Source organism: Flavobacterium sp. BFFFF1 (assembly GCF_002256285.1).
In the GTDB taxonomy this organism is placed as follows: domain Bacteria; phylum Bacteroidota; class Bacteroidia; order Flavobacteriales; family Flavobacteriaceae; genus Flavobacterium.
In genome coordinates this window covers 1-26,148 of record NZ_NKJE01000003.1, presented here as the reverse complement: position 1 = coordinate 26,148, position 26,148 = coordinate 1, and the positions used below count along the sequence as shown (strand labels likewise).

The 26,148-nt window shown below is 41.4% G+C and carries 28 protein-coding genes and 1 riboswitch; of the genes, 3 read left to right on the top strand and 25 right to left on the bottom strand.

Annotation, left to right across the window (positions count from 1 at the left end):
- Window positions 1-104: 104 nt before the first annotated feature.
- The 20 genes from CFE23_RS02295 to CFE23_RS02200 form a co-directional block, all read right to left on the bottom strand.
- Window positions 105-1,286 carry a homoserine dehydrogenase gene (locus CFE23_RS02295; protein ID WP_291083397.1) on the bottom strand — a complete coding sequence of 394 codons (1,182 nt, stop codon included), beginning with the start codon at window positions 1,284-1,286 and terminating at the stop codon, window positions 105-107.
- Between the two features lie 343 nt (window positions 1,287-1,629).
- Window positions 1,630-2,802, bottom strand: coding sequence for a PLP-dependent aspartate aminotransferase family protein (locus CFE23_RS02290; RefSeq protein ID WP_291083394.1), 1,173 nt, complete (start codon window positions 2,800-2,802; stop codon window positions 1,630-1,632).
- A 148-nt stretch (window positions 2,803-2,950) separates the two neighbouring features.
- Window positions 2,951-3,050: riboswitch (SAM riboswitch) on the bottom strand.
- A 100-nt stretch (window positions 3,051-3,150) separates the two neighbouring features.
- Window positions 3,151-3,327 carry a hypothetical protein gene (locus tag CFE23_RS02285; protein WP_291083391.1) on the bottom strand — a complete coding sequence of 59 codons (177 nt, stop codon included), beginning with the start codon at window positions 3,325-3,327 and terminating at the stop codon, window positions 3,151-3,153.
- A gap of 132 nt (window positions 3,328-3,459) precedes the next feature.
- A complete protein-coding gene (locus CFE23_RS02280; protein WP_291083388.1) occupies window positions 3,460-4,017 on the bottom strand; it encodes a hypothetical protein in 558 nt (185 codons plus the stop codon).
- 12 nt (window positions 4,018-4,029) lie between these two features.
- Window positions 4,030-4,845: a polysaccharide deacetylase family protein gene (locus CFE23_RS02275; RefSeq protein ID WP_291083385.1), complete on the bottom strand. Its 816-nt coding sequence runs from the start codon at window positions 4,843-4,845 to the stop codon at window positions 4,030-4,032.
- 121 nt (window positions 4,846-4,966) lie between these two features.
- A complete protein-coding gene (locus CFE23_RS02270) occupies window positions 4,967-5,611 on the bottom strand; it encodes a VOC family protein (RefSeq protein WP_291083381.1) in 645 nt (214 codons plus the stop codon).
- Window positions 5,612-5,779: 168 nt separating this feature from the next.
- Window positions 5,780-6,628 carry a sulfurtransferase gene (locus CFE23_RS02265; RefSeq protein WP_291083378.1) on the bottom strand — a complete coding sequence of 283 codons (849 nt, stop codon included), beginning with the start codon at window positions 6,626-6,628 and terminating at the stop codon, window positions 5,780-5,782.
- A gap of 191 nt (window positions 6,629-6,819) precedes the next feature.
- Window positions 6,820-7,218: a hypothetical protein gene (locus tag CFE23_RS02260; RefSeq protein WP_291083376.1), complete on the bottom strand. Its 399-nt coding sequence runs from the start codon at window positions 7,216-7,218 to the stop codon at window positions 6,820-6,822.
- A 164-nt stretch (window positions 7,219-7,382) separates the two neighbouring features.
- Window positions 7,383-8,321 carry a hypothetical protein gene (locus CFE23_RS02255; RefSeq protein ID WP_291083374.1) on the bottom strand — a complete coding sequence of 313 codons (939 nt, stop codon included), beginning with the start codon at window positions 8,319-8,321 and terminating at the stop codon, window positions 7,383-7,385.
- Between the two features lie 154 nt (window positions 8,322-8,475).
- On the bottom strand, window positions 8,476-9,024 hold the full coding sequence (locus CFE23_RS02250) for a hypothetical protein (protein ID WP_291083372.1): 549 nt from the start codon (window positions 9,022-9,024) through the stop codon (window positions 8,476-8,478).
- Between the two features lie 198 nt (window positions 9,025-9,222).
- Window positions 9,223-9,786, bottom strand: coding sequence for a hypothetical protein (locus CFE23_RS02245; RefSeq protein ID WP_291083370.1), 564 nt, complete (start codon window positions 9,784-9,786; stop codon window positions 9,223-9,225).
- A gap of 111 nt (window positions 9,787-9,897) precedes the next feature.
- Window positions 9,898-10,380: an OmpA family protein gene (locus CFE23_RS02240; protein ID WP_291083368.1), complete on the bottom strand. Its 483-nt coding sequence runs from the start codon at window positions 10,378-10,380 to the stop codon at window positions 9,898-9,900.
- A 172-nt stretch (window positions 10,381-10,552) separates the two neighbouring features.
- Entirely contained in the window at window positions 10,553-11,194 is a 642-nt protein-coding gene (locus tag CFE23_RS02235; RefSeq protein WP_291083366.1) for an FMN-binding negative transcriptional regulator, read from the bottom strand.
- A 49-nt stretch (window positions 11,195-11,243) separates the two neighbouring features.
- Window positions 11,244-12,125 (bottom strand): carboxypeptidase-like regulatory domain-containing protein, encoded by an 882-nt coding sequence (locus CFE23_RS02230; protein ID WP_291083364.1) that lies wholly within the window; start codon window positions 12,123-12,125, stop codon window positions 11,244-11,246.
- A gap of 97 nt (window positions 12,126-12,222) precedes the next feature.
- On the bottom strand, window positions 12,223-12,678 hold the full coding sequence (locus tag CFE23_RS02225; RefSeq protein WP_291083362.1) for a YcxB family protein: 456 nt from the start codon (window positions 12,676-12,678) through the stop codon (window positions 12,223-12,225).
- 203 nt (window positions 12,679-12,881) lie between these two features.
- Window positions 12,882-13,655, bottom strand: a complete 774-nt coding sequence (locus tag CFE23_RS02220) for a leucine-rich repeat domain-containing protein (protein ID WP_291083360.1) — start codon at window positions 13,653-13,655, stop codon at window positions 12,882-12,884.
- 47 nt (window positions 13,656-13,702) lie between these two features.
- Window positions 13,703-14,431, bottom strand: coding sequence for a DUF3784 domain-containing protein (locus tag CFE23_RS02215; RefSeq protein ID WP_291083358.1), 729 nt, complete (start codon window positions 14,429-14,431; stop codon window positions 13,703-13,705).
- Window positions 14,432-14,810: 379 nt separating this feature from the next.
- Entirely contained in the window at window positions 14,811-15,377 is a 567-nt protein-coding gene (locus CFE23_RS02210) for a hypothetical protein (RefSeq protein ID WP_291083356.1), read from the bottom strand.
- Window positions 15,378-15,691: 314 nt separating this feature from the next.
- On the bottom strand, window positions 15,692-16,339 hold the full coding sequence (locus tag CFE23_RS02205; protein ID WP_291083355.1) for a hypothetical protein: 648 nt from the start codon (window positions 16,337-16,339) through the stop codon (window positions 15,692-15,694).
- A 749-nt stretch (window positions 16,340-17,088) separates the two neighbouring features.
- A complete protein-coding gene (locus CFE23_RS02200) occupies window positions 17,089-17,280 on the bottom strand; it encodes a cold-shock protein (protein WP_291083354.1) in 192 nt (63 codons plus the stop codon).
- Between the two features lie 137 nt (window positions 17,281-17,417).
- On the opposite strand from CFE23_RS02200, the gene CFE23_RS02195 reads away from it, so the two are divergent.
- Window positions 17,418-17,705 (top strand): hypothetical protein, encoded by a 288-nt coding sequence (locus tag CFE23_RS02195; RefSeq protein ID WP_291083353.1) that lies wholly within the window; start codon window positions 17,418-17,420, stop codon window positions 17,703-17,705.
- Between the two features lie 59 nt (window positions 17,706-17,764).
- Here CFE23_RS02195 and CFE23_RS02190 read toward each other — a convergent pair whose 3' ends face one another.
- The 5 genes from CFE23_RS02190 to CFE23_RS02170 all read right to left on the bottom strand — a co-directional run bounded on the left by CFE23_RS02190 (window position 17,765) and on the right by CFE23_RS02170 (window position 22,850).
- Window positions 17,765-18,940 (bottom strand): retropepsin-like aspartic protease, encoded by a 1,176-nt coding sequence (locus CFE23_RS02190; protein WP_291083350.1) that lies wholly within the window; start codon window positions 18,938-18,940, stop codon window positions 17,765-17,767.
- Between the two features lie 372 nt (window positions 18,941-19,312).
- On the bottom strand, window positions 19,313-20,065 hold the full coding sequence (locus tag CFE23_RS02185; protein WP_363331543.1) for an NADAR family protein: 753 nt from the start codon (window positions 20,063-20,065) through the stop codon (window positions 19,313-19,315).
- Between the two features lie 135 nt (window positions 20,066-20,200).
- Window positions 20,201-21,460, bottom strand: coding sequence for a hypothetical protein (locus CFE23_RS02180; protein WP_291083348.1), 1,260 nt, complete (start codon window positions 21,458-21,460; stop codon window positions 20,201-20,203).
- A gap of 46 nt (window positions 21,461-21,506) precedes the next feature.
- Entirely contained in the window at window positions 21,507-21,956 is a 450-nt protein-coding gene (locus tag CFE23_RS02175; RefSeq protein ID WP_291083346.1) for a hypothetical protein, read from the bottom strand.
- Window positions 21,957-22,082: 126 nt separating this feature from the next.
- Window positions 22,083-22,850: an alpha/beta hydrolase gene (locus CFE23_RS02170; RefSeq protein ID WP_291083344.1), complete on the bottom strand. Its 768-nt coding sequence runs from the start codon at window positions 22,848-22,850 to the stop codon at window positions 22,083-22,085.
- Between the two features lie 752 nt (window positions 22,851-23,602).
- On the opposite strand from CFE23_RS02170, the gene CFE23_RS02165 reads away from it, so the two are divergent.
- Window positions 23,603-25,237 (top strand): S8 family serine peptidase, encoded by a 1,635-nt coding sequence (locus CFE23_RS02165; RefSeq protein ID WP_363331542.1) that lies wholly within the window; start codon window positions 23,603-23,605, stop codon window positions 25,235-25,237.
- Between the two features lie 10 nt (window positions 25,238-25,247).
- Window positions 25,248-26,148, top strand: a 901-nt coding sequence (locus CFE23_RS02160) for a nitronate monooxygenase (protein WP_291083341.1), incomplete at its 3' end; no start/stop codon positions are given.

Below are 26,148 nucleotides of genomic sequence, written 5' to 3'. Positions count from 1 at the left end.
CCTTAAGTTACCTTTGACGAGCCGCCGGTGGTGAGGAAATTCAACCAACACAACCACCGCCATACTATTCTCGTATCAACCCGGGTGCAGTCGAGGGCCAAATCTTACAACAACAAAAATGACCGTTCCTTATTTTCCGCGTGCAGCAGCTTTAACTTCCCAAACCCAATCGTTCCCGTAATGTACCCGTTTTCCCCGTTGAGATACGATTCATTCACGCTGGTAAATGTACTCCGCAATGCTTCCGCCGCCGACTTCTCGTGCCTGAGTAACACATCCAGTTCAATATCGTCCGAAAGCAACAACCCCCGCTGTTGCGCAATCTCCTTGTACTCGTATTTGTAGTCATACCCCAATGCTGAAATATCGGACAATACCGCCGACGCCGTGGGATGTGCACCCGCACCTTTTCCCACAAAGAACTGCTCGTCCGCAAAACTCGTCTTGGTAACCACGCCGTTAAAGACATCGTCGACGCCAAACAGCCTGTTTTCCGACGATACAAATTTAGGCAACACAAACGCAGAAACGGACCCGTCAGGATTCTTGAAAGCTTTGGCTACCAACTTAATCTTTAATCCCTTTTCTTTTGCATATTTCAATTCCAGCGGCCCAATCCGGTCAATGCCGATATTGAACAATTCCTCAGGTTTGGCAATGAAGCCGAAAGCATGCGCCAGCAAAATCTGCAATTTGTATTTCGCATCAAAACCACCCGTATCCAGGATGGGGTTGCTTTCGGCAAAACCAAGCCGCTGCGCTTCGGCCAATGCGGCGTCATAGCTTAAATTTTCGGAAAAGGTCTTCGTCAGGATGTAATTCGTGGAACCGTTAACAATCCCCTCCACCGACTCAAGCAGGTCGTTGTCGTAATATTCCTCAAGGTTCCGTATAATCGGCAGGCTCGCACAGCACGCTGCCTCATATAATAAAGGGACGCCAAATTCACGCTGCAATTCCAGGAGTTCCGTAAAATGTTCAGCAATCATTTTCTTATTTGCAGATACCACCGCCTTGCCTTTTCTCAACGCGGCCGATACGATCTCAAAAGCAGCGTCGGCATCGTCAATAAGCTCGACAACGACATTGATCTCATTGTCGTCAAGGATTTCGTGGCGGTCAAACGTAAAATGAGACGCGTCGATTTCGCGCTTTTTTTCCGGGTGCTTTACGCAGATTTTCCGGATATCAGCCTTCAATCCCGGCGTTTGCTGCAACACTTCATACAATCCGAATCCGACACAGCCAAATCCGAACAATCCTATTTTTAATTTCTTTTGTGACATGTTTTTAAGTGCGGGAGCGCCTAAGTACCTGCGTACCAAAATTTCCCATAGCTTTACTTTAAAATCGTTGTCCTGAGTGGGTGTATAATCGGATCCAATCCGCAGCGAAGATTTAACAAATTTTCTGGGATTCCCGTATTGAAATAATTGAAGGATTTCGTAGGGAATACTTCCATTGCCCCTTCCCTTAATGGAAAAATACAAATTTATCGGAATAGGTCGTTACGAAAAAACCATACTTTTTGTTAAAAATTCAGTTTACACTTTATACTATGGACATACTATCTTAGACATTTATATTAAGTTTATTTTTTAAAAAATTCAATTTTACCCATTATGATAATCAGGCTCCTGTAGTAATCAATGCGCTTTCTTTCGCAACGGCAAACGCCTCACGCAAGTCGTCAATCAAATCATCCGCATCTTCCAACCCTACAGACAACCGGATCAGGCTGTCCGTCACGCCCGATGTGTAGCGCTTTTCCCTCGGAATCGATTTATGCGTCATTTCACACGGCAGGCAGCACAGGCTTTTGACCCCGCCAAGGCTTTCCGCCAATTTGAATAATTTCGTGTTGGACACAATCGCCGATGCCAGTGCCTTATCATCCAATTTTAAATCAAACGCAACCACACCACCGAAATATTTTTGCTGACTTTTAGCAATGGCATGGTTGTGGTGCGTGGGCAATCCCGGGTAATATACATCCCCAATCAGTTCCTCCGTTTGCAGGTATTCCGCGATTTTCTGCGCGTTTTCCGCATGCTGCCTGATGCGCAGCGACAGCGTTTCAATCCCGCGAATCACCAGCCAGCTGTCGAAAGGTCCAAGTATGGCCCCCGATGCATTTTGGATAAATTTGATTTTTGCACCCAATGCTTCATTCGCTGCAATCACCAATCCCGCAATCAGGTCGCTGTGCCCGGAAATGTACTTTGTCGCACTGTGCACGACAAGATCAGCACCAAAGTCAATCGGTTTTTGTGCAATAGGAGAAGCAAAGGTATTGTCGACACAAAATAGCACGTTATTCGCCTTTGCAATCTTCCCAATAGCACGCAAATCTGAAATCTTCAGCGTCGGGTTCGTCGGCGATTCAATCCAGATCAATGCCGTTTTATCGCTGATGGCATGGGCGACGTTTTGCGCATCGGTAGCGTCCACATACTTCACGCTGATCCCGAATTTCTCGTACACATGGGTAAACAAGCGGAACGCGCCGCCATAAATGTCATCGACAGCAATGATCTCGTCACCCGCTGACAGCAGTTTTACGACAGCGTCAATGGCCGCGAGTCCGCTCGAAAAGGCAAAGCCATGGGTGCCGTTTTCCAGCCTGGCCGATAAATCTTCCAATACTTTTCTCGTCGGGTTGTTGCTTCTCGCATAGTCGAAGCCTTTGTGTACGCCGGGCGCTTCCTGTACAAATGTGGAGGTTTGGTAAATAGGCACCGAAATCGATCCGGTCAGTTCGTCTACAGGAATGTAGTTCAAAAGTTGGGTTTGCTCTTTCATCTTGTTGATGTTTTAAAGATTGTTGTTAAATATTTTTTGTTGTTAAAAAAATATTCCCAACCAGATATCGAAAGCGCACAAAAAAAAAATGCGCTCCCGATAAGTCAGAAGCGCATATAATATTTCGAACTATTACGTGCAGTTTTCTAGCTTATCTTTCCCCTTGCGGGGTTGAAGGTGGCACCTTATCTTTCGACAGGTTGCCAAGACGTCATCGGGTCAATTCCCTCGGTCTTTCTGGATAAGAATAATCTTTTAAAGAACTTGCCGCAAATTTATGGCATAAAGTTTTGATTCTGCAAATATTTTTTAGCCTATTTCATTAAATATTTTTTAAAACAATATAATTCAGTCGTTTGATTCACGATAAAATGCTGTAGAAATCGGGTAAGTACGTACTTTTCTGATGCAAACAGGACATGTTTTGATGTCAGCAACCATTGCTTCGATGTCAACGGTCATTGCTTCGGTGTCAGCAGCTATTGTTTCGACGTCAGCAGCCATTGCTTCGATGTCAGCAGCCATTGCTTCGTTGTTAGCGGCGATACCCAATAGCAAGCAATTCCACCAATTAAGCGTCCCTCGCGACACTTCGGGGCGTTGGAGCAGGGGTGGGGTGAGGACCGATATTTTCTCAATTAAACCCCAAAGGCGTGATTAATAGCTACGCATTTTTTCATACGCCACCCTCGCTATCTTAGGATGCTTCGCCGAATAGTGGATCATAATGTGCTGCCCCTGCTGGAACTGCTCGTATTCGCGTTCGCTTAAGGTGATTTCCGCCTGCCATGCCGTGCCATAGGCATCGTTAAACGAAACATCCATATCCTGGATCGTTTTCCCGCGCCTGCCGTAGACCTGCGTTTTGTCGACGACCACAGCTTCAGCATACTGCCCGTATTTCGCGAATTCATCAGAACTGAAATCCACGCCCTTCAGGATAAAAAAGTATCCAAACACAAACAACGTCGATATGCACAACAAGCCCACGGCTACCGGTGCTTTATCGAGTGCCTTGGGGACCACCATGATGGCAATCCAGAAACTCAGGATTAGCGTAGAGACGCTTCCGACAAGCGCGAGCGAGACAGAATATTCTGACGCCACATCGGGCGGAATGACATAAAAGAAAAAAGCAAGATTCAACGGCATGAGGACAAGCGGCGTCAGCCTGTTTGAAAGAATCTTTCGCTTTAGGGTTTTTTCAGGTTCCATGACGGGATTGGTTTATTGTTTTTGTTGCGCCTGATATGTCCTGACAAACTTCGCCAGATCGATCATCGGCGCAATCCAAACGTCTTTCTCATTGGCTTTCAGGTAGTGTAAAAAGGCGCTGTGCTCCTTGCCCTTGACATTCAGCCCATTGCCGCCTTCCACGCCATGGAACAGGATCACCAGCAGCGAATGTGTCGCGATGGCCTGCTGTACCCATTGCTCCATTTGGGCGGCGTTTTCACCATTGACGACATAGCAGTCAATGTTAAACAGGTCCACTTTGTCAATCGTATGCATTTCATTTCGTACCGCCCTGGCCGCTATAAAGTCTTTGCGCAGGTTATCGGTAAAATTGACACCGCCCACAGTCATATCGCCGCAGGTAAAGGCAAAAGTGCGTTCTTTTTTCCCGTCAAGCGCTTCGAGGAAGGCGTTGGTCAGGTTGATTTCGTCCATCACCGATTGTACCGAATACGTCCGCAAATCGTACTCCGGGCGCACCCATTCGCGGCCTTCACCACCCAAACACGGATGAAACAGCGTATGGTTTCCCAATTCATGCCCGCTTTGGGCCACCTTTTTCCAATCTGCAATGCGGCTGCCGGTATTGTTTGCCGTGATGTAAAACGTCGCTTTCAATTGCAGCGAATCCAGCACCGGAATGGCATTGTCGAGATGTTGCGAAATAGCGTCGTCGTAGGTAATTACCACGGCGCATTTCTTGTTGTGCCATGGCAGTTCTTTGGACTGGGCACTGGCAGTAAGTGTCGCCAGCAGCAAGAGGAGAAGGGTAGTTTTCTGGATCATAAACGGCAAATGCTTTTCCAAATATAAACATTTACCCGGAACTGTTATTTTGGTATGCCGTTGATCCATTCCGGATGACGCAGATTTACACAGAATCGCCACACCTGCCGAAGTAAAGGGTGGCTATGTACGGTTTTAATTACTAATATTCGATGGTCAGGCTAAGTTTTTCAAATACCTTCTTTTTTCCTTGTTTTCTATTGTCAAAAACAAGGTTTAACCAATGTCTGGTCGACTTAATAAATTGAATATTATCTTGATTTTTAAAATGATCCGGGAACGTATCCTGGGCAATCGATTGATACTCAAAGATCGCATTTGTCAAAACAGAAATTCCATTGAGATGTTTTGTCGGTTCGTTTTCGTAGTGCTTTTGTCCTTTAAATGGCAATCTAAATGTCCAGGGTAAATCCGGCTGGTGTTCATTTTTTAGGATGTCAATTTCCAGTCCTTGCGGAAAGTAATCGGGTTGATATTTAAAAGCCTTTTCAAAGAGCTTTTCCGTTTCATCGGCGTTGACGATGCAAAGTCCAAAAGGCGAAAAACGATTTGACTTAAATTCGGCGCGTTGCCAAAGTCCTGTCGGCATGGTGCGCTCACTTTTTAATTCGGTTTCATCATGTACCCATAAAATCTCAAAAAAGAAGTTGTCAAAATAGAATTTACGATTGGTTGTTCCTTGTCCAACATGAATTCGATTGCTTCCTTCTGTCAAACCGAAGTCGACCAATTCGTCAGCAACTTTTCCGTTGTCGTCAGTAAAAATAAAAATATGGTCAATATCCATGTCAATTGTTCTTTTCGTTGATGATAGTTGTTCTGGAACTAGGTAACATCCCGCCACTATACGTCCGCTGAGGCCAACGTCCGAAAGTAAGCGGAGCTAAAACGAAGTTATGGAAAAACCCCTTACATTTTACAAAGGAAGCAGCATCCGGGCGCAGTTAAACGGCATTTAACCGTTCTTTTTTTCTATTTTCCTATTGCTTCTGCTCCATTCACTCCAGGAGCCAATATAAAGTTTCGGGATTCCCATTCCGGCGTATTCCAACGACAAAATGGTGTGGCACGCTGTTACGCCGGAACCACAATGGACAATAATATTTTCATTACGTATTTCACCAAATTTCGCCTTATACTTATCTCTGAGCGCTGTTGGGTTGAGAAATAAACCATCGGCATCTAAATTCTCTGTAAACGGAATATTAATAGCTCCCGGGATATGTCCTGCAATTAAATCTATAGGTTCTGCAATGCCATCATAACGTTGCTGATCTCTTACGTCCACAACTAAATAGTTTGGATCCTGTGACGCAATGGCTACCTGATTGATTTCAACAGTTGGTAAATTCCATTTTTTTAACTGATAAGGCTGGGAAACGGTTCTAACGGGTTCACTTCCGGTAGCCAATGGAAAGTTTCGCCTTTTTGCTTCCCCAATTCCCCCATTTAAGACCTGTACATTTTGATGTCCTGCGGATCTTAACATCCACCAAAATCTTGCGGCGGCGTTTGAACCACCGTTATCATCATAAAGAACGACATGACTATTTTCATTGATTCCTAAACTGGTCACCGTTTCAGCAAAACGCGCTATTTTCGGCAGTGGATGGCGACCGCCCGACAAATCATCCCTAATTTCGGCCAGTTGAGAATTGGTTTCTACAAATAAAGCGCGTTCTAAATGGGCTTTTTCAAAATTTGCTTTTGCGTTTTTATGATTGCTTACATCAAAAATCAGTACGTTTGGATTACTGAGGATTGCTAAAAGTGCATCAACTTCGATAATCGGAGAAATTTCCATGGTGTTTCTTTAATTTTCTGCTATTGGAACGTCGACGAAACTGTCGCCGGACGCCCGCTTCGAGTCCGCTCAGACCGAAGTCCCAACAGAGCAAAGCCAAACCGAAGTTATGGAAAAAGTGGTTACATTTTACCGGAACGCAGCAATTGGCAGCGCTGCGTATGCTGTCGCCCGGGCGCGTGGCACTGCCGTTAATGGCTGGCTCTACACTTTATCCTTTCACGCATTTCATACAGCGAATCGTCCATAGTTGCGTAGTACATTTTATTTACAGTACATTCACAATCATCTTTTTTCAAAGTAATTTGAATAATCCGCGCACCCAATGGAGGCCAATTTCCACGCCCCCAATTCGTAATCTTAAACCCTTTCTTTTTTAGAATCTGTACCAGAATGGTTTTTTCATCTTTATCGTCTGGGATGGTTTTTGTTAAAGAATCGTATAATTCGGGAAGCTCAATAAATTGATCATCAGAATTTTCAATGGCAAACGCCACAATTTTTTCGGCGAAATTCTGAGGTGTTTTTTCAGGAGACTTTGTGCATGAAAGTGATAAAATTGACAACAATGCGATCATTAAATATTTCATTTGTGCATGATTTTGGTTTAAACGCCAATAGCCTTCTAATGCGAGAAGCAATCTGCGGCTTGGCGGCCGCATTTCCTTCACCGGAAAAAATGAAAACAGGAAACAAACGAATAATAAACCGGACTAAGCGATTGCTTTTGACCGCAGTTAGTGGAAGCTTTTTTTTATTTTAGTGTTCCAAATCTTAGATTTTTATAATCAATGATTACAGTCTGATTTATAAAAAATAACGGTCCAATAAGTCCTATAATTTTTTCTTCTTTGTTGAACTGTACGTCATCATCCGAATTCGTGAATTGTGCCGTGGTAATTGCGATCTTTTTACCATTTATGAAAACAGGTTCTGGCATTTTTTTTTGATAAACTACATAATCTTGCCCCCATGATTTCCCAGACAGCAATTCTGTAGCGGCATCATTTGGGTGGGTAAATAAATCTATTGTTTCTTTATCTAACAATAAATCGCCTAAGCAGTTTCCGGTATCGAAAATTACATATTCAGTTCTATTACCAATTGTCAGCGGAATTTTTATTCTTCCTTTACGCATTAAGACATTTACAAAATCAGCTTTTTTATACTGATTGGGCAGTTCATCATATAGCCGCATTTTTTGGTTCGGAAAATCAATTACCAGATATTTGTTTTGAAAAAGATCAGGGGCAACGGTTCCAATAAGCTTTTGAGATAAGGAATTAATAGAATCTTTCGGTATTTCATCTCCGTAATCATAAATGTAAGCGACATCGGTTTTCAGAAAATCCTTTTTGTCGATTTTTAAATCGATATTTCTTAGAAAATTTCCCTTATGTCCGTTTAAATAATACGGTTCGCCCAAACTATCCAATTTTTGACTAATCGTGTTAAACGAATAATTTTTCAGGGAGTTTCCATAGAAAACCGTTCGGGTGGCTCCCAAATCCAATTGACAACAGAAGTTGTAGGGCATGTTTTCTATTATTATCGGTAAACTTATTGCAGTTTTTTCATAATACCTGCCAAATATATTTTCTCCATGCCAATCAAAATGAATCCATTCCGACTTTTGGCTGAAGGATGACGTGGTAAGGAATAAAAGGGTGATAATTAAAACATGTCGCTTCATAAATAATGTATTTTTTAAAGTTACCGCCAGCGTACGGTGGCTCCACTTCAGCCGCGGCTAACCGCCGTTCACAGCGTGGCTGGACGAAGTTATAAAAAAAGCACTTAATTTGTACACCATACGAAGCACAGCTGCCGACAACCCAAACAGTTCCTCAACAACCTTTATTTTTGCTGAAGTCTCGTTTAAAAAGTACCTTATTATTTTGTGCAATGTAGTCGCCCGATAAAATCAAATAAGGATGATTGGGCGAATACCCCGCGCTGCGGCTTCTTAAAGTGATCTTGTCGTTGACTTTCAGGCTGCTCAACTGCTGAAACTCGTCAGGCGTAAATTGCATCATATATTCGTCTCCATTAATCTTAACGATAAGCCATTTTGGACCTGATGAGGCCGCATTTTCGCGCTGAAAGGTAACAGAAGTGACCACGGCCTCCATACTGGTGAAAGCCTTGATGTTTGCCCTGATCTTATCATGGCTTGCATGCACTTTTTTACCTTCAGGAGAAACCTCCCAGGCTTTATACCTGATACCGTCAGGAGAAGCCTCCCATTTTTTCCTTTCGGCCAATGCGTGTTTCTTTTCAGCAGCAGACAACGGCTTTGGGGTTGGCCTGGTTTCATTTGTAATGTCACGATTGGCAAATACCAGTCCGCTTACCACAACCAGCAGTAAGATCAGGACGCAGAGGATTTTTTTCATATGTTTTTCATTTTTAAATTGATACGGCGAATCTAGCGAGATATTTTCCGGATGAATCGCTTTATATTGTAAATACTAATGTAAATTTTGTAAATAAATCACATTTACAAAGACGACCCAAAGCAACGGGTGGCGCTAAGCCGATGCGCCATAATTAATACAGATCGCAAAATACTGCCCGGCGTTTTTCAAATTTTTTCACTGCATTTGATTTGTTTTCCGCATTTCGGGATTAATATTTCCAGCTATTGTTTCCAAAACCAGAAGCATTATTCCCAATAGAAAACCACTAAGAATGACACGTAACTCGAATTCATTTGGTAAATATGGATTATAATCCGCGGTGATAAAATTCCGATGTAAACCCGATGCATGCACTACAAACGATTCGAAAAGCCAGCCAATATTCATTAACAACGAAATCGTGAACAATAAATACAGGTTTCTGCCCGGTTTGTGGTAAAGCAAAACGAATGGAAGCATTGCGTTTAGGCTAAACATCAGCCAATAAGCCCACGCATAGGGTCCGGTCGCTCGTTCTAAAAAAGCATATTTTTCAATCGGAAATGCGTACAGCAGGACGGTATTCAATAAAACGCCAAAAGAATACACCAAAATGATCCATTTTACAATCTTCGTCGACAAATCAAGTTTGTTTTTAAAGACCAGTTTCACAATGATCATCAACAAGATGCTGACAGACATGCCCTTGATCAGGTAGTCGGAAACAAATTTCAGGAACTCGGTAAACGTTTCAATCATTTTTTTGATTTTAGGCTTTCGTTACTGTCTGCTAACCTACGAATCATATATAGCGATAAGTTCTCTAAATGAACAGCGCAACGAAAGGATCTCTTTTTTAATGGTTGGCATTCAATCGATCTTTTCAATTCTGATGACCACCCTTCTATTGGCGTAACGAATATCTTTCAGTTTATTTGACACAGCAATTTTTCTGGTTTCTGGTTTCGATTCACCAAAGTATTGAATCTTAATTTGGTCTGTAAGATAACCGTTGCTTTTTAAATATTCAGCCACTGCCTGTACTCTTTGTTGCGAAAGTTTCATGTTGTAATCTGAATCGCCCACATCATCACTATGTCCTTCAAGATAAATCAGGAGACGTGGGGGATCCGGTTTTTGGATTTCCTGAATGACATATTTATACAAAAAGTCAGTATTTTCAATTGTTAACTCCCAGTGGTCTGTCGGGTAGTATAACGTGTAAATAGGGGCGTGGAATGCTGCTTTGGTGTTTGAATTTTCCTGGGCGATGGCCAAAGTACTTAAAACCGTCAAAAAAAGTATTGACAACGGTTCGATTAATTTATTTTTAATATGCGTCTCTGATTTCATTTGATACCATCATTAAATGCTGTGGATTCCATTTAAGCGACCGCTAACGTTAAAGATGTCGAGCATTTGCAATCCGTACCGGCAACACCGTTTAAAACGAAGTTACACAAAAAGTGGTTACATTAGATATCAAAAGCAGCACCGGGGATTAACCGCCAGGCAGCTAAAGTTCCTATTGCTTGTTTTTAAAAACATTGTCAAATCTCCTTTCCATTTCATGAGCAATGACTTGCCCATCATGATCTCCCAATTTTAATTGTGCGATGATATTTTGATAACTTTTTTCGTCTCTGTCCTGGCTTAATTTAAAAACCGTATCCATTTCCAGAACTTCGATCTCAAAAGCTACAATAGCGCCCATAACCCTTTGCTTAAACGCCATGGGAAGGTTGTCATAAACCGTCGTTGAATTTTCATTGTTGTTTTCAAAATGAAGGGAAGTCAGCCGGAGGACTTCTTCCAATGCATGGTCATCAAGAAACCTGATGGAACCTTTGATATGAACGCTCATATAGTTCCACGTTGAAGCCATATAGGGATTGCTATACCATGTACCGCTTACATACGTACTTTTTCCTGTAAAGACCACCAATACCCGTTCATTGCTCATAAAAGCCAGATGGTGATCAGTGTTTTTCATCAGATGGCCACGCAATATTTTTTTGCCATCTTTTTCTTCAGGGAATAGGGGAAGCTGTGTAACGATGGGTTGATGCGCTGCATCACAGCCCGTGATAAAAGCGAATGGATATTGATTGATAAAATCTGTGATTTCCTTTTCGTTATGTTCTTTGTGATGTGGTAAATCGTACATAAAATTAAACTTACGGGTTTTGTATTTTGTAGGGTTAGTACAAATGTATTTAATTACTGAGTTTTAATGCTACTGCCATTAGCAAGCAGTATTGTATGGAGTTAAATTCCAGATGATTCCAAACGCCACTTTTATACAGCCAACTGGACGCACTGGTGTCGGTATAAATACATCCAATAACCGGTTCATACGACAGATGGTGATCCCTTCGTTTGGATACCGGGTCTTTGTAATCGAATTCGTATTTGTTTTCATCGATAATAATATATTCATAAACGACAAAAAGTCCGGCCGGAGGAAACTCAATTTTCAAATGCTCGAGGGATATTTCAACAATGCGGTTGCCTCGTTTAGCAGTCCCTATAATGTTTTCGTCTGCCAGAAGCGCTCCGGGTTGACCATTTTCTGCCACCCCGTATAATCGGATGTTGAACTTTGCGCCATTGATCTCACTTAGCGTGTTAAGTTTTACGGATGACAGAAATGGCGTGGCTTTGTATACAGTGTCGTAAGGAAAAAATCGGGCGATCATCCACGGAGTTTTATTGGACGCTGACATAAAATGTTTCACTGCCGACTTTTTAAATTCGCCGATTGTATAGAAAAGTGTTTTACGCTGCTTTTCTATAACCACTTCATCCAGATCCGTGACATTGGGATCCAAAGGGATCTTAAGAGCGTCGGGCGAAAACTTTAATGATTTTGGCTTATACCCGACGGCACTTATCTTAAGGTTTTTCCCAACAAACAATGGCGTAAATTTAAAATCCCCATTTTCGTCACTTGACGTTCCAATGGATTCATTTTCTACCACAATGTTTGCATAGGGTATCCCTGACCCATCTGTCGCGTCTACTACTGTTGCCACGCCCTGAGCATAAATAGGATTGCTTATCAGGACAATTAAAACAACGAGGTATTTGATTTTCATATTTTTTGTAGAGGTTAAATTAACCCTGCAATGTCCGGATGCAGTTTTTGTCATTCTTGCCGACTATACGCTGCATTACCCCGCAACGGAAATCCGCTCACAGCGTCTCCTTTTTTTTACCCACGCAGTCCTTTATAAACTGCAACTGCGCCGCACTCAATTTCCGCTTGTCGACAAAATTTCCCACCCTTTTACTATGGTACAGTATCAGGAAATTGCTGATCTCTTTCTGCTTCACAATATGCTCCCAGGTAAATTCACTCCTGCAGGTCGATCCTTCAACGGTAATCCCATTTTCACCAAAGGTGAATGCAATATCGTCTCCAGAACCTGGACTGGAACCAAATTGACGCGCAGCAATCAAAGCAATAATCAACGGTGACAGCGCAAAGGCCAATCCTAAAATCACCTGCTGATAAGATTCGTTAAAAATAACGAGATAGCCCCCGAAAAGCACCACCGCGATAAAAGCGGGTTTGCTGTAAAGCCCTAAAAGCATGACTTTTAAATATTCTTTTTTGGTCATGTTCGATACGATACTAAAGCGGTCCATTGAAATGGGTTTTGAATGTTGTGGTGTATGCTCGCGATGGCGCAGACTTTTAATCTAAAACAGCCTGGATTTTAAACCGTGCTGAACAACTGCATTTAAAAAACGAAGTTATCGAAAAAGCCCATACATTCTACAGGAAAAGCAGCACGCGAAGCGGAAAGCCGAACAGCCCAATGCGAAACCGCTCTTACCAGTAGTATATACTACCAAATCTTTCCTTCAAAAAAATCATGTTTCTCATAATCATAATCCATGAAAAAACCCGCAACTAAAGCTTTATGGTTAGTTTTTATTTTAATCCTGGTTTCTTTTTTTATGGTTGCCAGATAGTCAAAGCGTTTTAATTTGGTCATTCTTAAAATGCTTTCGAACGATTTATCCACGACAATAGCATAATCCAAATCCAGGTGCTCTAAATTTTCCAATCCTTCGAAAGGCACCAGCGAATTGATTTTTAAGTTTTTGGGCGCAGTCCAGTTTCCATTCAGCGACAGCCCTTTTAAAGACTTCATTGTTCCGATTACTTCATAATTGACAATATTAAAACAATTCTCAAACTTCAATTGTTTGAGATGAAGATCTCCAATCGATGCGATGTCAGTCAGTTTTGTATTGTGGTAGATTTCTAACCGTGTTAATTGTTCTAGTTTACTTAAAGGCGAAACATCTTCAACAGATGAATTCTCAATGATCAATTCCGTTAAGTTGGGAATTTTATGCAGTACGTTTAAAATCTCCTGATTAAAGATGTTTATTTTGAGTCTCTTAACTTTGTCCAGCGTTTGGAATATTTCATCCCATTCCGCGATCAGTGTCTTTTCTTTTTCAGACCCTTTTTTAATTACCGCAGGCGACAAACATTGTATAAATAGATTTTCTGAGTTGATATTTTTATATGTTGGCGATTGAACGATTTGGTACGCCAACTCGTTTTCTTTCCCAGTATAAAATTCGTGGTATCTGTATCTGTCAATCATCTAATATTGCGGGCAGTAATAAATTGTTATTTGGCGTAAGTCAGTTATTAATGGATTACTTTTCCTTTTATTGCTTTATATATTTCTTCATTAGACTTGTCTTTAGAGGAGTAATATATTTTTTGATTGTCATTTGTCGTGAATAAGAGGATAGGTGTTTTTTCAGAGTTAATTAAAAGCTTTACATTTTCACCACCTGCCGTCCTGAAATACCCTTTTTGAATGGTTTCGAGGGCAAACCCATTTGTTTTAGACGAAATTTCAGGCAACTGATCCGCCAATTCAATATACTTTAAATCACTAATATTTATTGCTGTTCCGTATTCACCGGTGATTTCAATTTGATCGTTATGAACTATAATGCCATTGTATGTCAGGCAGCTTTTAAATTCATACAAAATGATTAGCAAAAGTAAAGACATCACACCCATGGCGATGTATGTGGTGAGGCGCTGTTTCTTGCTTTTATTTTTTGTGAACTGATTTGATTTCCAAATAAAGAAAATATAAACAAATAGGGGATAAGTTCCCAAAAACAGGCCACTCCAATCTGAATTTACAAAGTACAATAAGCCTACAGCAATGAGCAGTAACGTTACGCCAAGAAAAATATGGAACTTTCGAAAATAAACCATGTAGGATTTAATGTCAAAATTCTCCCTATCCACTTCAGACATGGTGTTGTATCCCGAAAGCAAATATTTCGCATTATTTTCATTTACAGTAAATGCAATGGCAATAAAAACGGCACTTAAAATTAAGATGGGTACGATCATTAGTAAAAAATTTAGGCTAACCTCAGGTGTGTCCACGTCACCTGCAACAGTTAGAATTCAGAATTCCCTGGACCCAAACGAAGTTATAAAAAAAACACACACATCCACCACGGCCTCTCACCTATGCAAATGCCCCACAATCTGTCACCGTACTTCCTACTCAGGACACACCCTCAGGACGTTGTCACCGGGGGCAGGAGGACGCAAGGGCGCTGGTCCGAAAGGGCGCAGCAATCCTATCCAGGCATATTGGTTATGAAGCAATCGGTTGCATTTTACAATAGACAATAGCCATGGCGTGAAAAAACTAATTTTTGTTAAACAGATCATGTTACTGGAAGCCTTTTTTCTTTCGGTTTTTACGCAGTATAATGGTGGCCTAATTCGTTAAAGACAATTGAAAACACACTGAATATTTATCATTCTTTTTCCATTCATTGTTGTAGTTGTACCAGGTATCTGTATAGCTTTCAACAGACGCAGCGTCAATGGATGGCTCATAATAATACCAGTTTTCATTTTTATTACCGAACAGTTTGTTTTGCTCTAAAAAAAGGTAATTTACCATTATAAATATGCCTTCAGGAGGAAATTGAATATTTAAATCACTTAGGTCAACTTCGTTTATATGGTGTCCTTTTTTTACCTTACACGGAATGTTGTTGCGATTTATAATTTCAGCTGGTTCGCCATTTTTTCCCACGGCGTATATTAAGATATTTACAATACAATTCCTGGTAGCGCAAATTGCTTTAAACCTGAATTTATCTAAAAACAATGTTTCTCCCGAATCATTTGAAAAAAATCGACCAATTTGAGCGGTTTCTTTGTTCATTTCAGAAACAACGCCTACATCCCCATTTTTTAGCTTACCCACTTTGATTTTTTTGGCATTGACTTTTTTTGACAACAATACTTCTTTCAATTCAATAAAGTCTTCTTCCAAATAAATGGTTTTTGCCTCATTGATCAAAATGCTGTCTTTCGTTTTGTATCCTAAAGCTGAAATTTTAAATGGTATGTTTAACTCATTTTCACCAATGGAAAAAGTGCCTAAAGAATCCGACGATGCATAAATTTTATTTGATTTCCAAACATTCGCATACGATATGGGTTCCCCGGTCTCTTTGCTTTTGATGGTTACCGAGACCTGTCCATGAACCATTAAAGGAATGAAACCAAAGCAAAAGAAAAAAAAATACTTCATAGATAGGTATTTAATAGGCCATTTTAAAAAAATAAAATGGCCTAAGTTGATTATTAATCATTAAGGGCGCCACCAGCACACGGTTCAACCATAATTCCGCCATCTAATCCACGAATCGGTCTGGTTTTCACACCGACGCCAAAAACATAATAGGTTTCCATTACTGTTCCCATACCGGTTGCTTTATCACAGTCGACCCATTTTTGCCAACCCCAAAATCTTCTTTCAGCGGACTGTCCGCTATTGTAGTCCTCTGCAATTTTGATATAATCCAGTTCATCGGTATTTAAGTATTTTTCAAGTTGGTTAATATCGTCAAATACTATGGTATCATCCGTTTCCACCTTATATGTTGTTAACTTGTAGTCTACTCTGTTAACATCAATAAAGTATATAAAGTCGTTTGTCTCTTTATCGCTTATTACATAACCTCTTGCCCGGCTGTCGTTACCAACAAATACTTCGGTAATGATGATGTTTTCTGATTCAACCGATCTTGCGGTAGACAAATTGGGCAGGTCAAATTTCGTCTCTAACGACGTTCCAAGTTGGATATTTTTGCCATAAAATTGTTTTAAATAGTTGTCGACTTTAGTATTTTGACTCATTAAGGCGTCATCTTGTTTTGAACAACTGGTAATTACGGATACTGAAATGATAATAACAAACCATGCAAATACGGAATTTTTTAGTGTTTTCATTATAAGTAAAGTTTAGTTTTGCCTACTATCTTTTTTGGGTTTCTGTTCGGCTTATTTTCCCCGTCTTAAGGTACCTGTGTGTTATCGCTAACCATCCTTCATATTTCCAATCAAGAATATCCAATTCTAAATAATGATTAGATTATCCGGCAATGTTTAAGGTACGTAACGCTATACATTTTAAGCGCTTAGCCTAAATTGTCAACTTCAAATTAATCCATAAAAACGTAGAGGTATCGTCCTGTGACTATGATTTGTCTACCCAAAAATATCGAAAAATACTTAATAAATATTTTTTTTTGCGCAAACTTGGTAAAAGTTTTCCTGTAACGTTCGGCGGCTTCACGTCAGCCGCGGCACCGGGATACAAAACGAAGTAATAAAAAAAAACTAACATCCATCGCAACCGTCAAAACCACTAACAAAATAACGCCAGATCGTCCATAACCCAGCTTCCGTCCGCACGATCCAGAATTTCCCTTAAGTACTTTTTCATCCAAAGATACAGGACCAGTAGGGCGTTAGCGTGAACAGGCGTAGCATTCACAGTTATGACAGCAGTGATGGAAAAAGGGTTGTTTTTATAAGATGAGCCGCAACCGTGCGAACTTTCCCTAAGTCAAACCTAAAGACAAGTTCCGTGGTCAAACAGCGCGCAGCGAAACCGGGGAGGAAGGCTGCCGAATTGATGCAATAAAAAAAAGCCAGTCTGGTAAAGACTGGCTTAATTGGTACAAGTAAAATATATCTTAGATAACGTTTACATTCACTGCTGTGGGTCCTTTTTGTCCGTTTTCTACGGAATAAGTTACCGTGTCGTTCTCACGTACTGTACCATTAAGGCCACTTACATGTACAAACACATCGCTGCCTCCACCATTTGGAGTGATAAATCCGAAGCCTTTGGCCTCATTGAAAAACTTAATTGTTCCTTCGTTCATAAAAAATAAATATTAATAAAGGTGCGAAGGTAGACTAAATTTTATATATTTTACATTTATTTCAAAATAATATTAAATATTTTTCAATCTAAGGTCAAAAAAAATAAAAATATTATTGTCTTTTAAATGGAAAAGCGATGTCCTGGCTGCCTACCTGCGGCGGCATGCGTCGCCTCCCGAAACGTCGGATGCTGTCGCTCAGGGCTATCAATTTCGGCTCCCGATCTTTCAAATTAGAACCGAGTGCGCGCTGCGGGACACCGCAAGTCTCCGAATGGCATAGATTTGTACTTCCTTACGAAGCAGGACTTCCAGTTCAGGACTTTACCATCCTGACGCACGGCCATCCGAGGACTTTAGCCCGAACAGGCGTAGCATCTTCGCGCACGCCACCACAAACAGGCAACTTCAGTTTCAGGAACTAACAATACGGATACGTCCAACACCCCCGCAATTTCGTGAAACAGCCTTGGGCTGTAGTTTTTTACAGATTTATTGTTTTTAACGCGCCACTTTTTGTCTTCACGGTAATTTCACTAATCACGACGTTTTTAAAAATAGATTTTTGAGATAAAAAATCACAAATTTGAAAGTGCTCATAATTTATCCCGTTCACTTCTATAATTTCGTCTCCAGTATATATTTGATCTTTTAAATTCTCATCCCAGACAATTCCGACAGCAAGTTTATTTCCTATAATTGTGGGTGAAAAGCCCATTAATTTTTCCGTTAAATCAACTGTATTTTCATCATAACTATCAAAATAAAACTTTTTATGAAGATAGTCTATGGTACCGATACCCTGTTCAAACAGATTGATACCAATTCTGGAATTACTATCATCGGTTGTAACGGTTGTAATATTTAAAAAAGTGGAATTAGCAAGGTTGATTTTAGGAATCAGTACTCTTAATTGCTCATTCATGTTCGCGTTTCCAAACAGTCCAATATCCTGTGTCCCACTTCCGGTATTAATAACAGCCACGATATTTTTACTTTTTAATAAATCATAAGTTTTCTTTGAAATATCATAGAATCCTTTCATTCCGGTGTCTAGCAATACTTTCTCCTTTATAGATTTTTTACCTTTTATCGCTAAGCTGATATATGGATTACTCTGAATCCCAATTAATGAAAGTTTGATTTTACTTTTCTTATTAAAATTTAGTTTTTCTGTTTTATTGGTAATCCGCAAGATCCTATTTTTTGTGTCAATTTGGATGATTGAATTTCTTAACATATTGCTGCCAATAAAACCGTCAATTTTAAAGCAATCCAAAACTAAATTCCCTTCGTCATTCGACGACAATGCTACAGCATTTTGAAAAATAATGTTGCCAATTGCTATGTCCGGCAGTTTTACGACATTCATGGTGCTTTTGTTGTTGTTTGCGTCTAAAACGCTAATGCTTTGTACTATTTCAGGATTTAAAACGGTATTCAAATTTTTAAACACACAATTTGGCGCTCCAGTATCCAACAAAAATTTATAGGTTTTATCATTGATTTTGACCGGTATAATAATCTTACCATTGACATATTCAAACGGCAACTCAACGAAGTAATCTTCATTTTTAATGGTTCCCTGGTTTAAGTTTAAACTTTGTGAATAGCACAAACCATTCAATAATAATAGGATAAAAAGTATTGTATTTTTCATTTTTTATGGGTAAAATATAGTTAACATCTGCCAGCTTGCTTCACCTCCCAATGCATCGGGGCGCTGTCGCCCGGACCACTACCGTTACACCGCCAGGATAGCACGAATTTCTAATTCGGATGGCGCAGATTTATAATCCGTGCGGGCAACACCTCCTAAAAACGAATGTATAAAAAAAAACTTGCATACACCACACGCTTCAAAACGGCCATACGACTCCCGACTTCCCCTCAGGACGTTGTCATCCCGAGGGATTCCAGGCACAGCACTCACACACAAAGGGTATTAAAAAAGCATTACATTTTACAGGAAAGCCATCAATGGCGTGACCAGAGCGCTAGCGATTGGTGAAGCACCCGAGGCTGAAAGCCATTAAAGGAAATCTTCCCAACCTGGAGGCGCGATTTGATTTAACTGATAAATAGTCTTTTGTCGCTCGTCGAGTTTCATGTACTCGTTTTTAAAATCATGCCAATAATCTTCGCCAAATCCCATGCACCAAAACATATCGGATCGTTCAACGTTTGGATATTTGAGCCACGGCAGCGTTGGTAAATCGATGTCGCTGGTAAAATGCCCAAAGTCCGACAAAAAATCCCTGGCTTCCATCAATGCATAGCCAAGTAAATTTTCACCTCTCCAAAGATAAAGATTTTCAATATCGGGGTTGTCCTGCGAAAGACCGACTCCCCATACAGTGTCCACGGGGCTTGATTCGACAAGAATTCGTTCTTTGGTGTTCAAAAGAAATTCGGCAAGGTTTTTATGCTGGTTAAATTTATGGATGTTTCCAACCCTGACAATTTCGCGTTTCCTCTTATCCCATTCGTCCTGATTGAAATTTTTAATCTGCCTCCCGATTTCCTTTACTTCACCGGCCTTGACAGCATTGAGGATATTATCATGTGAATTTTGATCATTGAAAAGAAGGGCTTTCTGGGCCATCATCCAGTGTTCCGCAGTTAAATAGGTGTGATTGTTTACCGAAAATGGACTATCATACCATTGGCTAAAGCAGGCCTTTGTCACAAGATCCATTTTGTCGGTATTTCCCCAGAAATAAATAAATTTTAAACTGTCGCCGTTTTCATAGCGATCAATTAACCAGGCATTACTATATTTCATTTTATGCGTTTTTTTGCAAACCCGCCTAACGTCCGCAGGTTTCACGTCAGTTACTGCTCCCGACGCTTCGGGATAGGGCTAAAACGAAGTTATCAAAAAAGCAATTACATTTTACAATAAAACCATCCAATTGGTTTATTTGCAATTGGTGCTAAAACTTGCGATATCGTCTTTTCTCCAGTCATTAGGAGGCATAATATCGCTATCCGCTTGAATACAAGTAAGGTCAGGATTAAAGAACGAATATACGTGGTGCAATTCTTTATTGTTTCCATTTTTAATATTCAAACTGATTAATCGATTCGATTTGCATTCAAAGGATACTAAATTAATGTTTCCAGAAACATCTAAATGGGCTATTTGGTTATTGGAACAATAAAAACGCGATAAGGAAATGTTTTTGGAAACATCTAAACTTGTAAATTGATTATTTGAACATTCCAAAGTGCGTAAAGCCGGATTTTGGCTCAGATCCAGAGTAGTCAAATTGTTTTTATAACAAACTAATTCTGTCAAAGGCGTATTGGATACCCTCAATGTAATTAATTGATTTCTTGAGCAATCCAAAAAATCCAAATTACTATTTTGAGTGACGTCCAGGGATGTCAATTCAGTTTCATTAATAACTACTGTGGTTAAAGCACTATTTTTACTAAGATCCAAAGTGGTCAACGGATTCTTCGAGCAGGATAAATAAAGCAAAGCGGTATTATGGGTCAAATCCAAATCGTGAAATGGATTATCGTTACATTCTAAACTTATCAAATTTGTATTTTGCGATAAATCCAATGTTGTTAATTGATTTTGGGCACATGCCAAACCTTTTAAGGAGGTATTTTTAAAGGTATCTAAAGTTGTTAATTTGTTAACCCAGCATCGCAAATGGGTTAAAGCGGTATTTTTGGAAATATCCAGGACGGCCAATTGATTTCTACCACATCCAAGAAAAGTTAAGTTGATATTTTGCGTTACGTCCAAATTAGATAATTTATTTTGTCCACAATCTAACGAAGCCAAATTGGTGTTTGCGTTGATATCCAAAGCGGTCAATCTATTTTCGGAACAGTCTAAATGAACCAAAGCCTTATTATTGGATAAATCCAGGGTGGTCAATCCATTTTTATTGCAAATCAAAACGGTTAAAGACACAAAGTCCTGTATACCTGTTAAATCGTTTATTCTTCTATTTTCAATATTCAACGAAGTTATCTCCGCGATTTTTGATGTAAGAACTTTTCCGTCAGGTGCTTTATAGTCATCGTAACCATATTCTCTTAAGAATTTCTCAAAATTAATATCGGGAATCATGGTATACTGCTGTGTGTCCTGGGCTGCTACATTATTAACAAAACAAATCGTTGTCATTGTTATGTAAAGAAGCTTAAATAATCTCATGGGTATATTTATTTTTTCCAATGCTGCATCGTTTGAAATAATAGCTTTATTTGATTGCTACTAAACTTAACAAATAAGAAATCCTATCAATATAATACTTCGTGTTTTTTTGATAAAACACTATGGCATCAGCCTTCAATTTAGGGTCTTTATCCCATACAAATTTATTTGGATGTTTTTTCTGGAATTCCTTCATGGTCTTTGTGAAGAACCAATAGGTTGACTCTTTCCATGCGGTTTGCTTTGCTGTAAATGCTGTTTTTTCATCTTCCGTTTTATCCTTCGATAACATTTCAAAAACAGCATCAAAAACCTCAGTTTCCCAAAATTGAAGCTCTTGATAATATTCCTTATAACAGTTCACTTCTTCGTTACTATTTTCTTTAATACATTGAATAACTTCTTTTTCAAGTGCCGGTAAAGGATTGGTTACATTTTGTCCAAAGGCACTGGAAACGGTTAAAATAAAAAGTAAAATAAATTTTGAATTCTGCATAGTGGTGTTGAGTCTACGGTAATATTGGGCATAACGCCAGGTGGCTTCCCGTCAGTTGCAGCTCCCGATCCTTCGGGATGGAACTGCGTATTCTCGTGTGCGTGAAACCGTTGTTAGCTGACGTATTTATTTTTTCAAGTATTCTAAAATTTTGCTGGTTAAGTATTTTCGCTCGGTTTCGTTTGCATCATTGTCCATATTGCTATGTTTTATATCTGTAAACTCTACGGTTATGCCGTACTTCTTTTGCGCTTCTTCTGTGGGCAAAACTCCTTCATCTGCTGGACAATCGTTTGAACGTAATGTGAAAATTTTTGGAGCAGATGTTCTTGGTAATTCCATTCGCCTGTTGTCCATTGAGATTATTTTTTTGACAATATTAGGATATTTATGAGCAAATAAAACTGTCATATCTCCACCATTTGAATGTCCAATTAAAGATAATTCATTGAATTTTAATTCTGGATATCTATTTTTAATTTCTTGCAAAACATAAAAGATATTTTGAGCTCCTCTTTCCCAATTTGGTCTTCTTGTTTCTTGAAGTTTTCCAGTCATAGCCAAAAGTTCGTCCGTTTTTAGTTCGTGTTGAATACTAACAACAAAATAGCCGTTTGAAACTAAAAATTCTGTAAGGTAAGTGTAATCTCTTAAATAATCTTTTCCATTATTTTCTCCATAACCGTGACTAAAAATAATTGGGATTTTATTTGATATTTTTGAGTCTTTAGGTTGATAGATCGCAATAGGAATTTCTCGGTTTCTACTTTTATCGAACAAGGTTAAAGTGTCAAGGTTGAATTTTGTATTTTCACTTGTTTTGGAAATGACTTGCTTGTTTGTCGCACATTGAATAAGTGTCAAACTTAACATTATTATTAGGATATTTTTCATTTAAAGCTGGTTCGTTCTAATATGGCAGCTACCGTCCGGCGACTTATCGTCAGTTGCGGCATTTGGAATTGATTATTTCATCGAGGCAAAACGAAGTTATTAAAAAAGCACTTACATTTTACAAAGGGGGGGAGACTTACTGGCGATGCGATCATTACCCCTCTCAAAAAGCATCCATCCATACCACTCAAAACTCCCTCCCAGGATTTTGTCATCCTGAGGCACGAAGGATCCCACGTACGCATGTTTGTTATAGAAAAAGCACTTACATTCCCCACGAAAAGCCACATTTTACTGCTCTCCGTTCGGCCGTTGACCTGTCAGGAAGACACCAGTCTGAAATTAAAACACTGGAAAGTATCAGATTAAGGATTACATGGCTTATCATCTTTCGGTCCACAATTGAGATTTAATGCGGCTCAGTCACCGCAACCCCTAAGTATACACAGCCTACAAACCCACAAAACACCAACAAACTTCTATTTCCCGAAAACGTTGCCACCATTAATGAAACAATCCCCACAGATTCTTGGACAAGCGCTTTACAAGGCTTCGCGGTCGAATTACAGGGCTTCGCGATGGAATTACAAGGCTTCGCGGTCAAATTACAGGGCTTCGCTTTTAAATTACGAGACTTTGCGGTCGGGTTCCACCATTTCTTTCTCCTTAACTTCCGATCTCCCAATCTCCCGATCTTCCGATCTCCCCATCTTCCGAACTCCCTCCTCAACTTCCAATCTTTTTTCCTAAATTTGACTATCTTTTCAATCGCTATGAAAAAAGCAATACTCTTATTATGGCTTACCCTGTCCGCAGCGGCGTTCGCACAGCAGGATGCATGGGTCTACTTCACCGATAAACCCAACGCCGATACCTACCTCGCCAACCCGTTGACGATGCTCTCCCAGCGTTCCCTCGACCGCCGCACCGCACAGAACATTCCACTGGACTTGAAGGACGTTCCCGTCAGCCAGGACTACATCAATACCGTCGCATCCCAATCCGGCGTGACCGTATACGCCAAATCCAAATGGCTGAATGCCGTCCACGTGCGCGGTGAAATCGCCGACATCCAGGCACTGACACAGCTGCCCTTTGTCGCCAGCGTCGACTTTGCGGACAACGCCATCGACAACGGCAACCGCCCCGCACCAAACCGCCCCGCAGCATTCCAGCAGAAGTTTGAAACCCTCGCCGACTTTCCATACGGTACCTCACAAAGCCAAATCAACATGCTCAATGGGCAACAACTACACCAGCAGGACTACACCGGCAACGGCAAAGTCATCGCCGTGCTCGATGCCGGGTTTCCGGGCGTCGATGTGCTCGATGCCTTCGCAAGGCTCAGGGCCAACGGACACATTCTAGGAGGCTATGACTTCGTCGCCCGTTCGTCCAACTTTTACACGTCAAATGGCCACGGTACCGCCGTACTCTCCACCATGGGCGGTTATGTAGAAGACCAATTGGTGGGCACCGCACCCGACGCTGACTATTACCTATTCATCACCGAAAGCAATACCGATGAAAACCCGCTTGAAGAATCCCTTTGGGTCGAAGCAGCGGAAGAAGCAGACCGCCTCGGCGTAGACATCATCACGACATCGCTCGGGTATTTCCACTTCGTAAACCCCAATTACAACTACAATTACGACGACATGAACGGCACCACTGCATTTATCACGCGCGGCGCCGATATCGCGTTCTCGCGCGGCATCATCGTCGTGGCCTCCGCCGGGAATTCAGGCGCCTCCGCAACCGATCCGCACATCGGAGTACCCGCAGATGGGATTAACGTCCTCGCAGTCGGGGCCGTCGATGCCGATGAAGTACGCGCCGCGTTCAGCTCCCTAGGACCAAGCTACGATGGCAGGGTAAAACCCGACGTCTCCGCACAGGGGCAACAAACCATCATCGCCGACAGCAATGGGGCAATCATCGCCGCCAATGGCACCTCGTTCTCGGGTCCTATCATCGCAGGCATGACCGCCTGCCTATGGCAGGTATTCCCGGACAAGACCAATGCGCAGATTGTCGGACTCATCCGGCAGTATGCGGACCGTTTCAGCAGCCCCGACACATTCTACGGCTATGGCATACCCGATTTCGGTGCCGCCATGAATTCGCAATTAGGCATTGGCAACACGAGTAAGGAAATGTTTACGGTATACCCAAACCCCGCCGGCGGGCAATTGTACATCAGGAACAACGGCACGGCCATGCCATCCGACCTGATTTTGTACAACGCAATGGGCCAACAGGTCGTCACATTGCATTTTGAAACCGATACCACACCCGTCAACCTGCAGCAACTGCCGAAGGGCGTATACTTTTATAGCATTACCGCCGGAAACAACGTCACCAGTGGAAAAATCCTGAAACAATAACCAAAACCTGATGAATAAAATCACCAGCCTTTTCAACATCCAATACCCGATCATCCAGGGTGGGATGATATGGAACAGCGGATACAAACTCGCAGCAGCGGTAAGCAACGCAGGCGGGCTCGGCCTGATCGGCGCCGGTTCGATGTATCCCGATGTGCTTCGCAGCCACATCCGGAAATGCAAAGCCGCCACCACAAAACCTTTCGGCGTAAACGTCCCGATGCTCTACCCTAATGTCGAAGAAATCATGGACATCCTGGTCGAAGAAGGCGTGAAGATCGTATTCACCTCCGCCGGAAACCCAAAAACATGGACCGCCTTCCTGAAAGAACACGGCATCACCGTGGTACACGTCGTGAGCAGTTCGAAATTCGCGCTAAAAGCACAGGAAGCAGGCGTCGACGCCGTCGTGGCCGAAGGTTTTGAAGCCGGAGGGCACAACGGCAGGGAAGAGACCACCACCTTTACACTGATCCCGCTCGTCAAGGAAAAGATCGCCATCCCACTAATCGCCGCAGGAGGCATCGGCACCGGACGGGGCATGCTCGCCGCCATGGTCCTCGGCGCCGATGGCGTGCAGATGGGCAGCCGGTTTGCCGCTTCAGTGGAAAGTTCGGCCCATACCGACTTTAAGAACCTCGTCGTAGGGCTCGAAGAAGGGCAGACACATGTGACGCTGAAAGAACTCGCGCCCGTGAGGCTGATCAAGAACAAGTTCTACAACGACGTCCAGGAACTATACACCAAAGCGCCGTCTAAAGAAGACCTGACCGCATTGCTTGGTCGCGCCCGCGCCAAACGCGGCATGTTCGAGGGCGACCTCGTCGAAGGCGAGCTCGAGATAGGGCAGGTGGCCGGCCTCATCAAGAGCATCCTGCCCGTAAAAGAAATCATCGCCGAAATCATCGCCG

Excerpts from the sequence above, each read along its gene's own strand:
- CFE23_RS02215 (WP_291083358.1), bottom strand. The coding sequence starts at position 14,431 with ATGATCGTACCCATCTTAATTTTAAGTGCCGTTTTTATTGCCATTGCA.
- CFE23_RS02190 (WP_291083350.1), bottom strand. The coding sequence starts at position 18,940 with ATGAAAAATACAATACTTTTTATCCTATTATTATTGAATGGTTTGTGC.
- CFE23_RS02295 (WP_291083397.1), bottom strand. The coding sequence starts at position 1,286 with ATGTCACAAAAGAAATTAAAAATAGGATTGTTCGGATTTGGCTGTGTC.
- CFE23_RS02250 (WP_291083372.1), bottom strand. The coding sequence starts at position 9,024 with ATGAAAAAAATCCTCTGCGTCCTGATCTTACTGCTGGTTGTGGTAAGC.
- CFE23_RS02285 (WP_291083391.1), bottom strand. The coding sequence starts at position 3,327 with ATGGCTGCTGACATCGAAGCAATGGCTGCTGACGTCGAAACAATAGCT.
- CFE23_RS02265 (WP_291083378.1), bottom strand. The coding sequence starts at position 6,628 with ATGGAAATTTCTCCGATTATCGAAGTTGATGCACTTTTAGCAATCCTC.
- CFE23_RS02180 (WP_291083348.1), bottom strand. The coding sequence starts at position 21,460 with ATGAGATTATTTAAGCTTCTTTACATAACAATGACAACGATTTGTTTT.
- CFE23_RS02235 (WP_291083366.1), bottom strand. The coding sequence starts at position 11,194 with ATGTACGATTTACCACATCACAAAGAACATAACGAAAAGGAAATCACA.
- CFE23_RS02280 (WP_291083388.1), bottom strand. The coding sequence starts at position 4,017 with ATGGAACCTGAAAAAACCCTAAAGCGAAAGATTCTTTCAAACAGGCTG.
- CFE23_RS02195 (WP_291083353.1), top strand. The coding sequence starts at position 17,418 with ATGTCCTGGCTGCCTACCTGCGGCGGCATGCGTCGCCTCCCGAAACGT.
- CFE23_RS02260 (WP_291083376.1), bottom strand. The coding sequence starts at position 7,218 with ATGAAATATTTAATGATCGCATTGTTGTCAATTTTATCACTTTCATGC.
- CFE23_RS02270 (WP_291083381.1), bottom strand. The coding sequence starts at position 5,611 with ATGGATATTGACCATATTTTTATTTTTACTGACGACAACGGAAAAGTT.
- CFE23_RS02290 (WP_291083394.1), bottom strand. The coding sequence starts at position 2,802 with ATGAAAGAGCAAACCCAACTTTTGAACTACATTCCTGTAGACGAACTG.
- CFE23_RS02225 (WP_291083362.1), bottom strand. The coding sequence starts at position 12,678 with ATGGACCGCTTTAGTATCGTATCGAACATGACCAAAAAAGAATATTTA.
- CFE23_RS02255 (WP_291083374.1), bottom strand. The coding sequence starts at position 8,321 with ATGAAGCGACATGTTTTAATTATCACCCTTTTATTCCTTACCACGTCA.
- CFE23_RS02220 (WP_291083360.1), bottom strand. The coding sequence starts at position 13,655 with ATGATTGACAGATACAGATACCACGAATTTTATACTGGGAAAGAAAAC.
- CFE23_RS02245 (WP_291083370.1), bottom strand. The coding sequence starts at position 9,786 with ATGATTGAAACGTTTACCGAGTTCCTGAAATTTGTTTCCGACTACCTG.
- CFE23_RS02200 (WP_291083354.1), bottom strand. The coding sequence starts at position 17,280 with ATGAACGAAGGAACAATTAAGTTTTTCAATGAGGCCAAAGGCTTCGGA.
- CFE23_RS02230 (WP_291083364.1), bottom strand. The coding sequence starts at position 12,125 with ATGAAAATCAAATACCTCGTTGTTTTAATTGTCCTGATAAGCAATCCT.
- CFE23_RS02205 (WP_291083355.1), bottom strand. The coding sequence starts at position 16,339 with ATGAAAACACTAAAAAATTCCGTATTTGCATGGTTTGTTATTATCATT.
- CFE23_RS02175 (WP_291083346.1), bottom strand. The coding sequence starts at position 21,956 with ATGCAGAATTCAAAATTTATTTTACTTTTTATTTTAACCGTTTCCAGT.
- CFE23_RS02185 (WP_363331543.1), bottom strand. The coding sequence starts at position 20,065 with ATGAAATATAGTAATGCCTGGTTAATTGATCGCTATGAAAACGGCGAC.
- CFE23_RS02170 (WP_291083344.1), bottom strand. The coding sequence starts at position 22,850 with ATGAAAAATATCCTAATAATAATGTTAAGTTTGACACTTATTCAATGT.
- CFE23_RS02240 (WP_291083368.1), bottom strand. The coding sequence starts at position 10,380 with ATGAAATCAGAGACGCATATTAAAAATAAATTAATCGAACCGTTGTCA.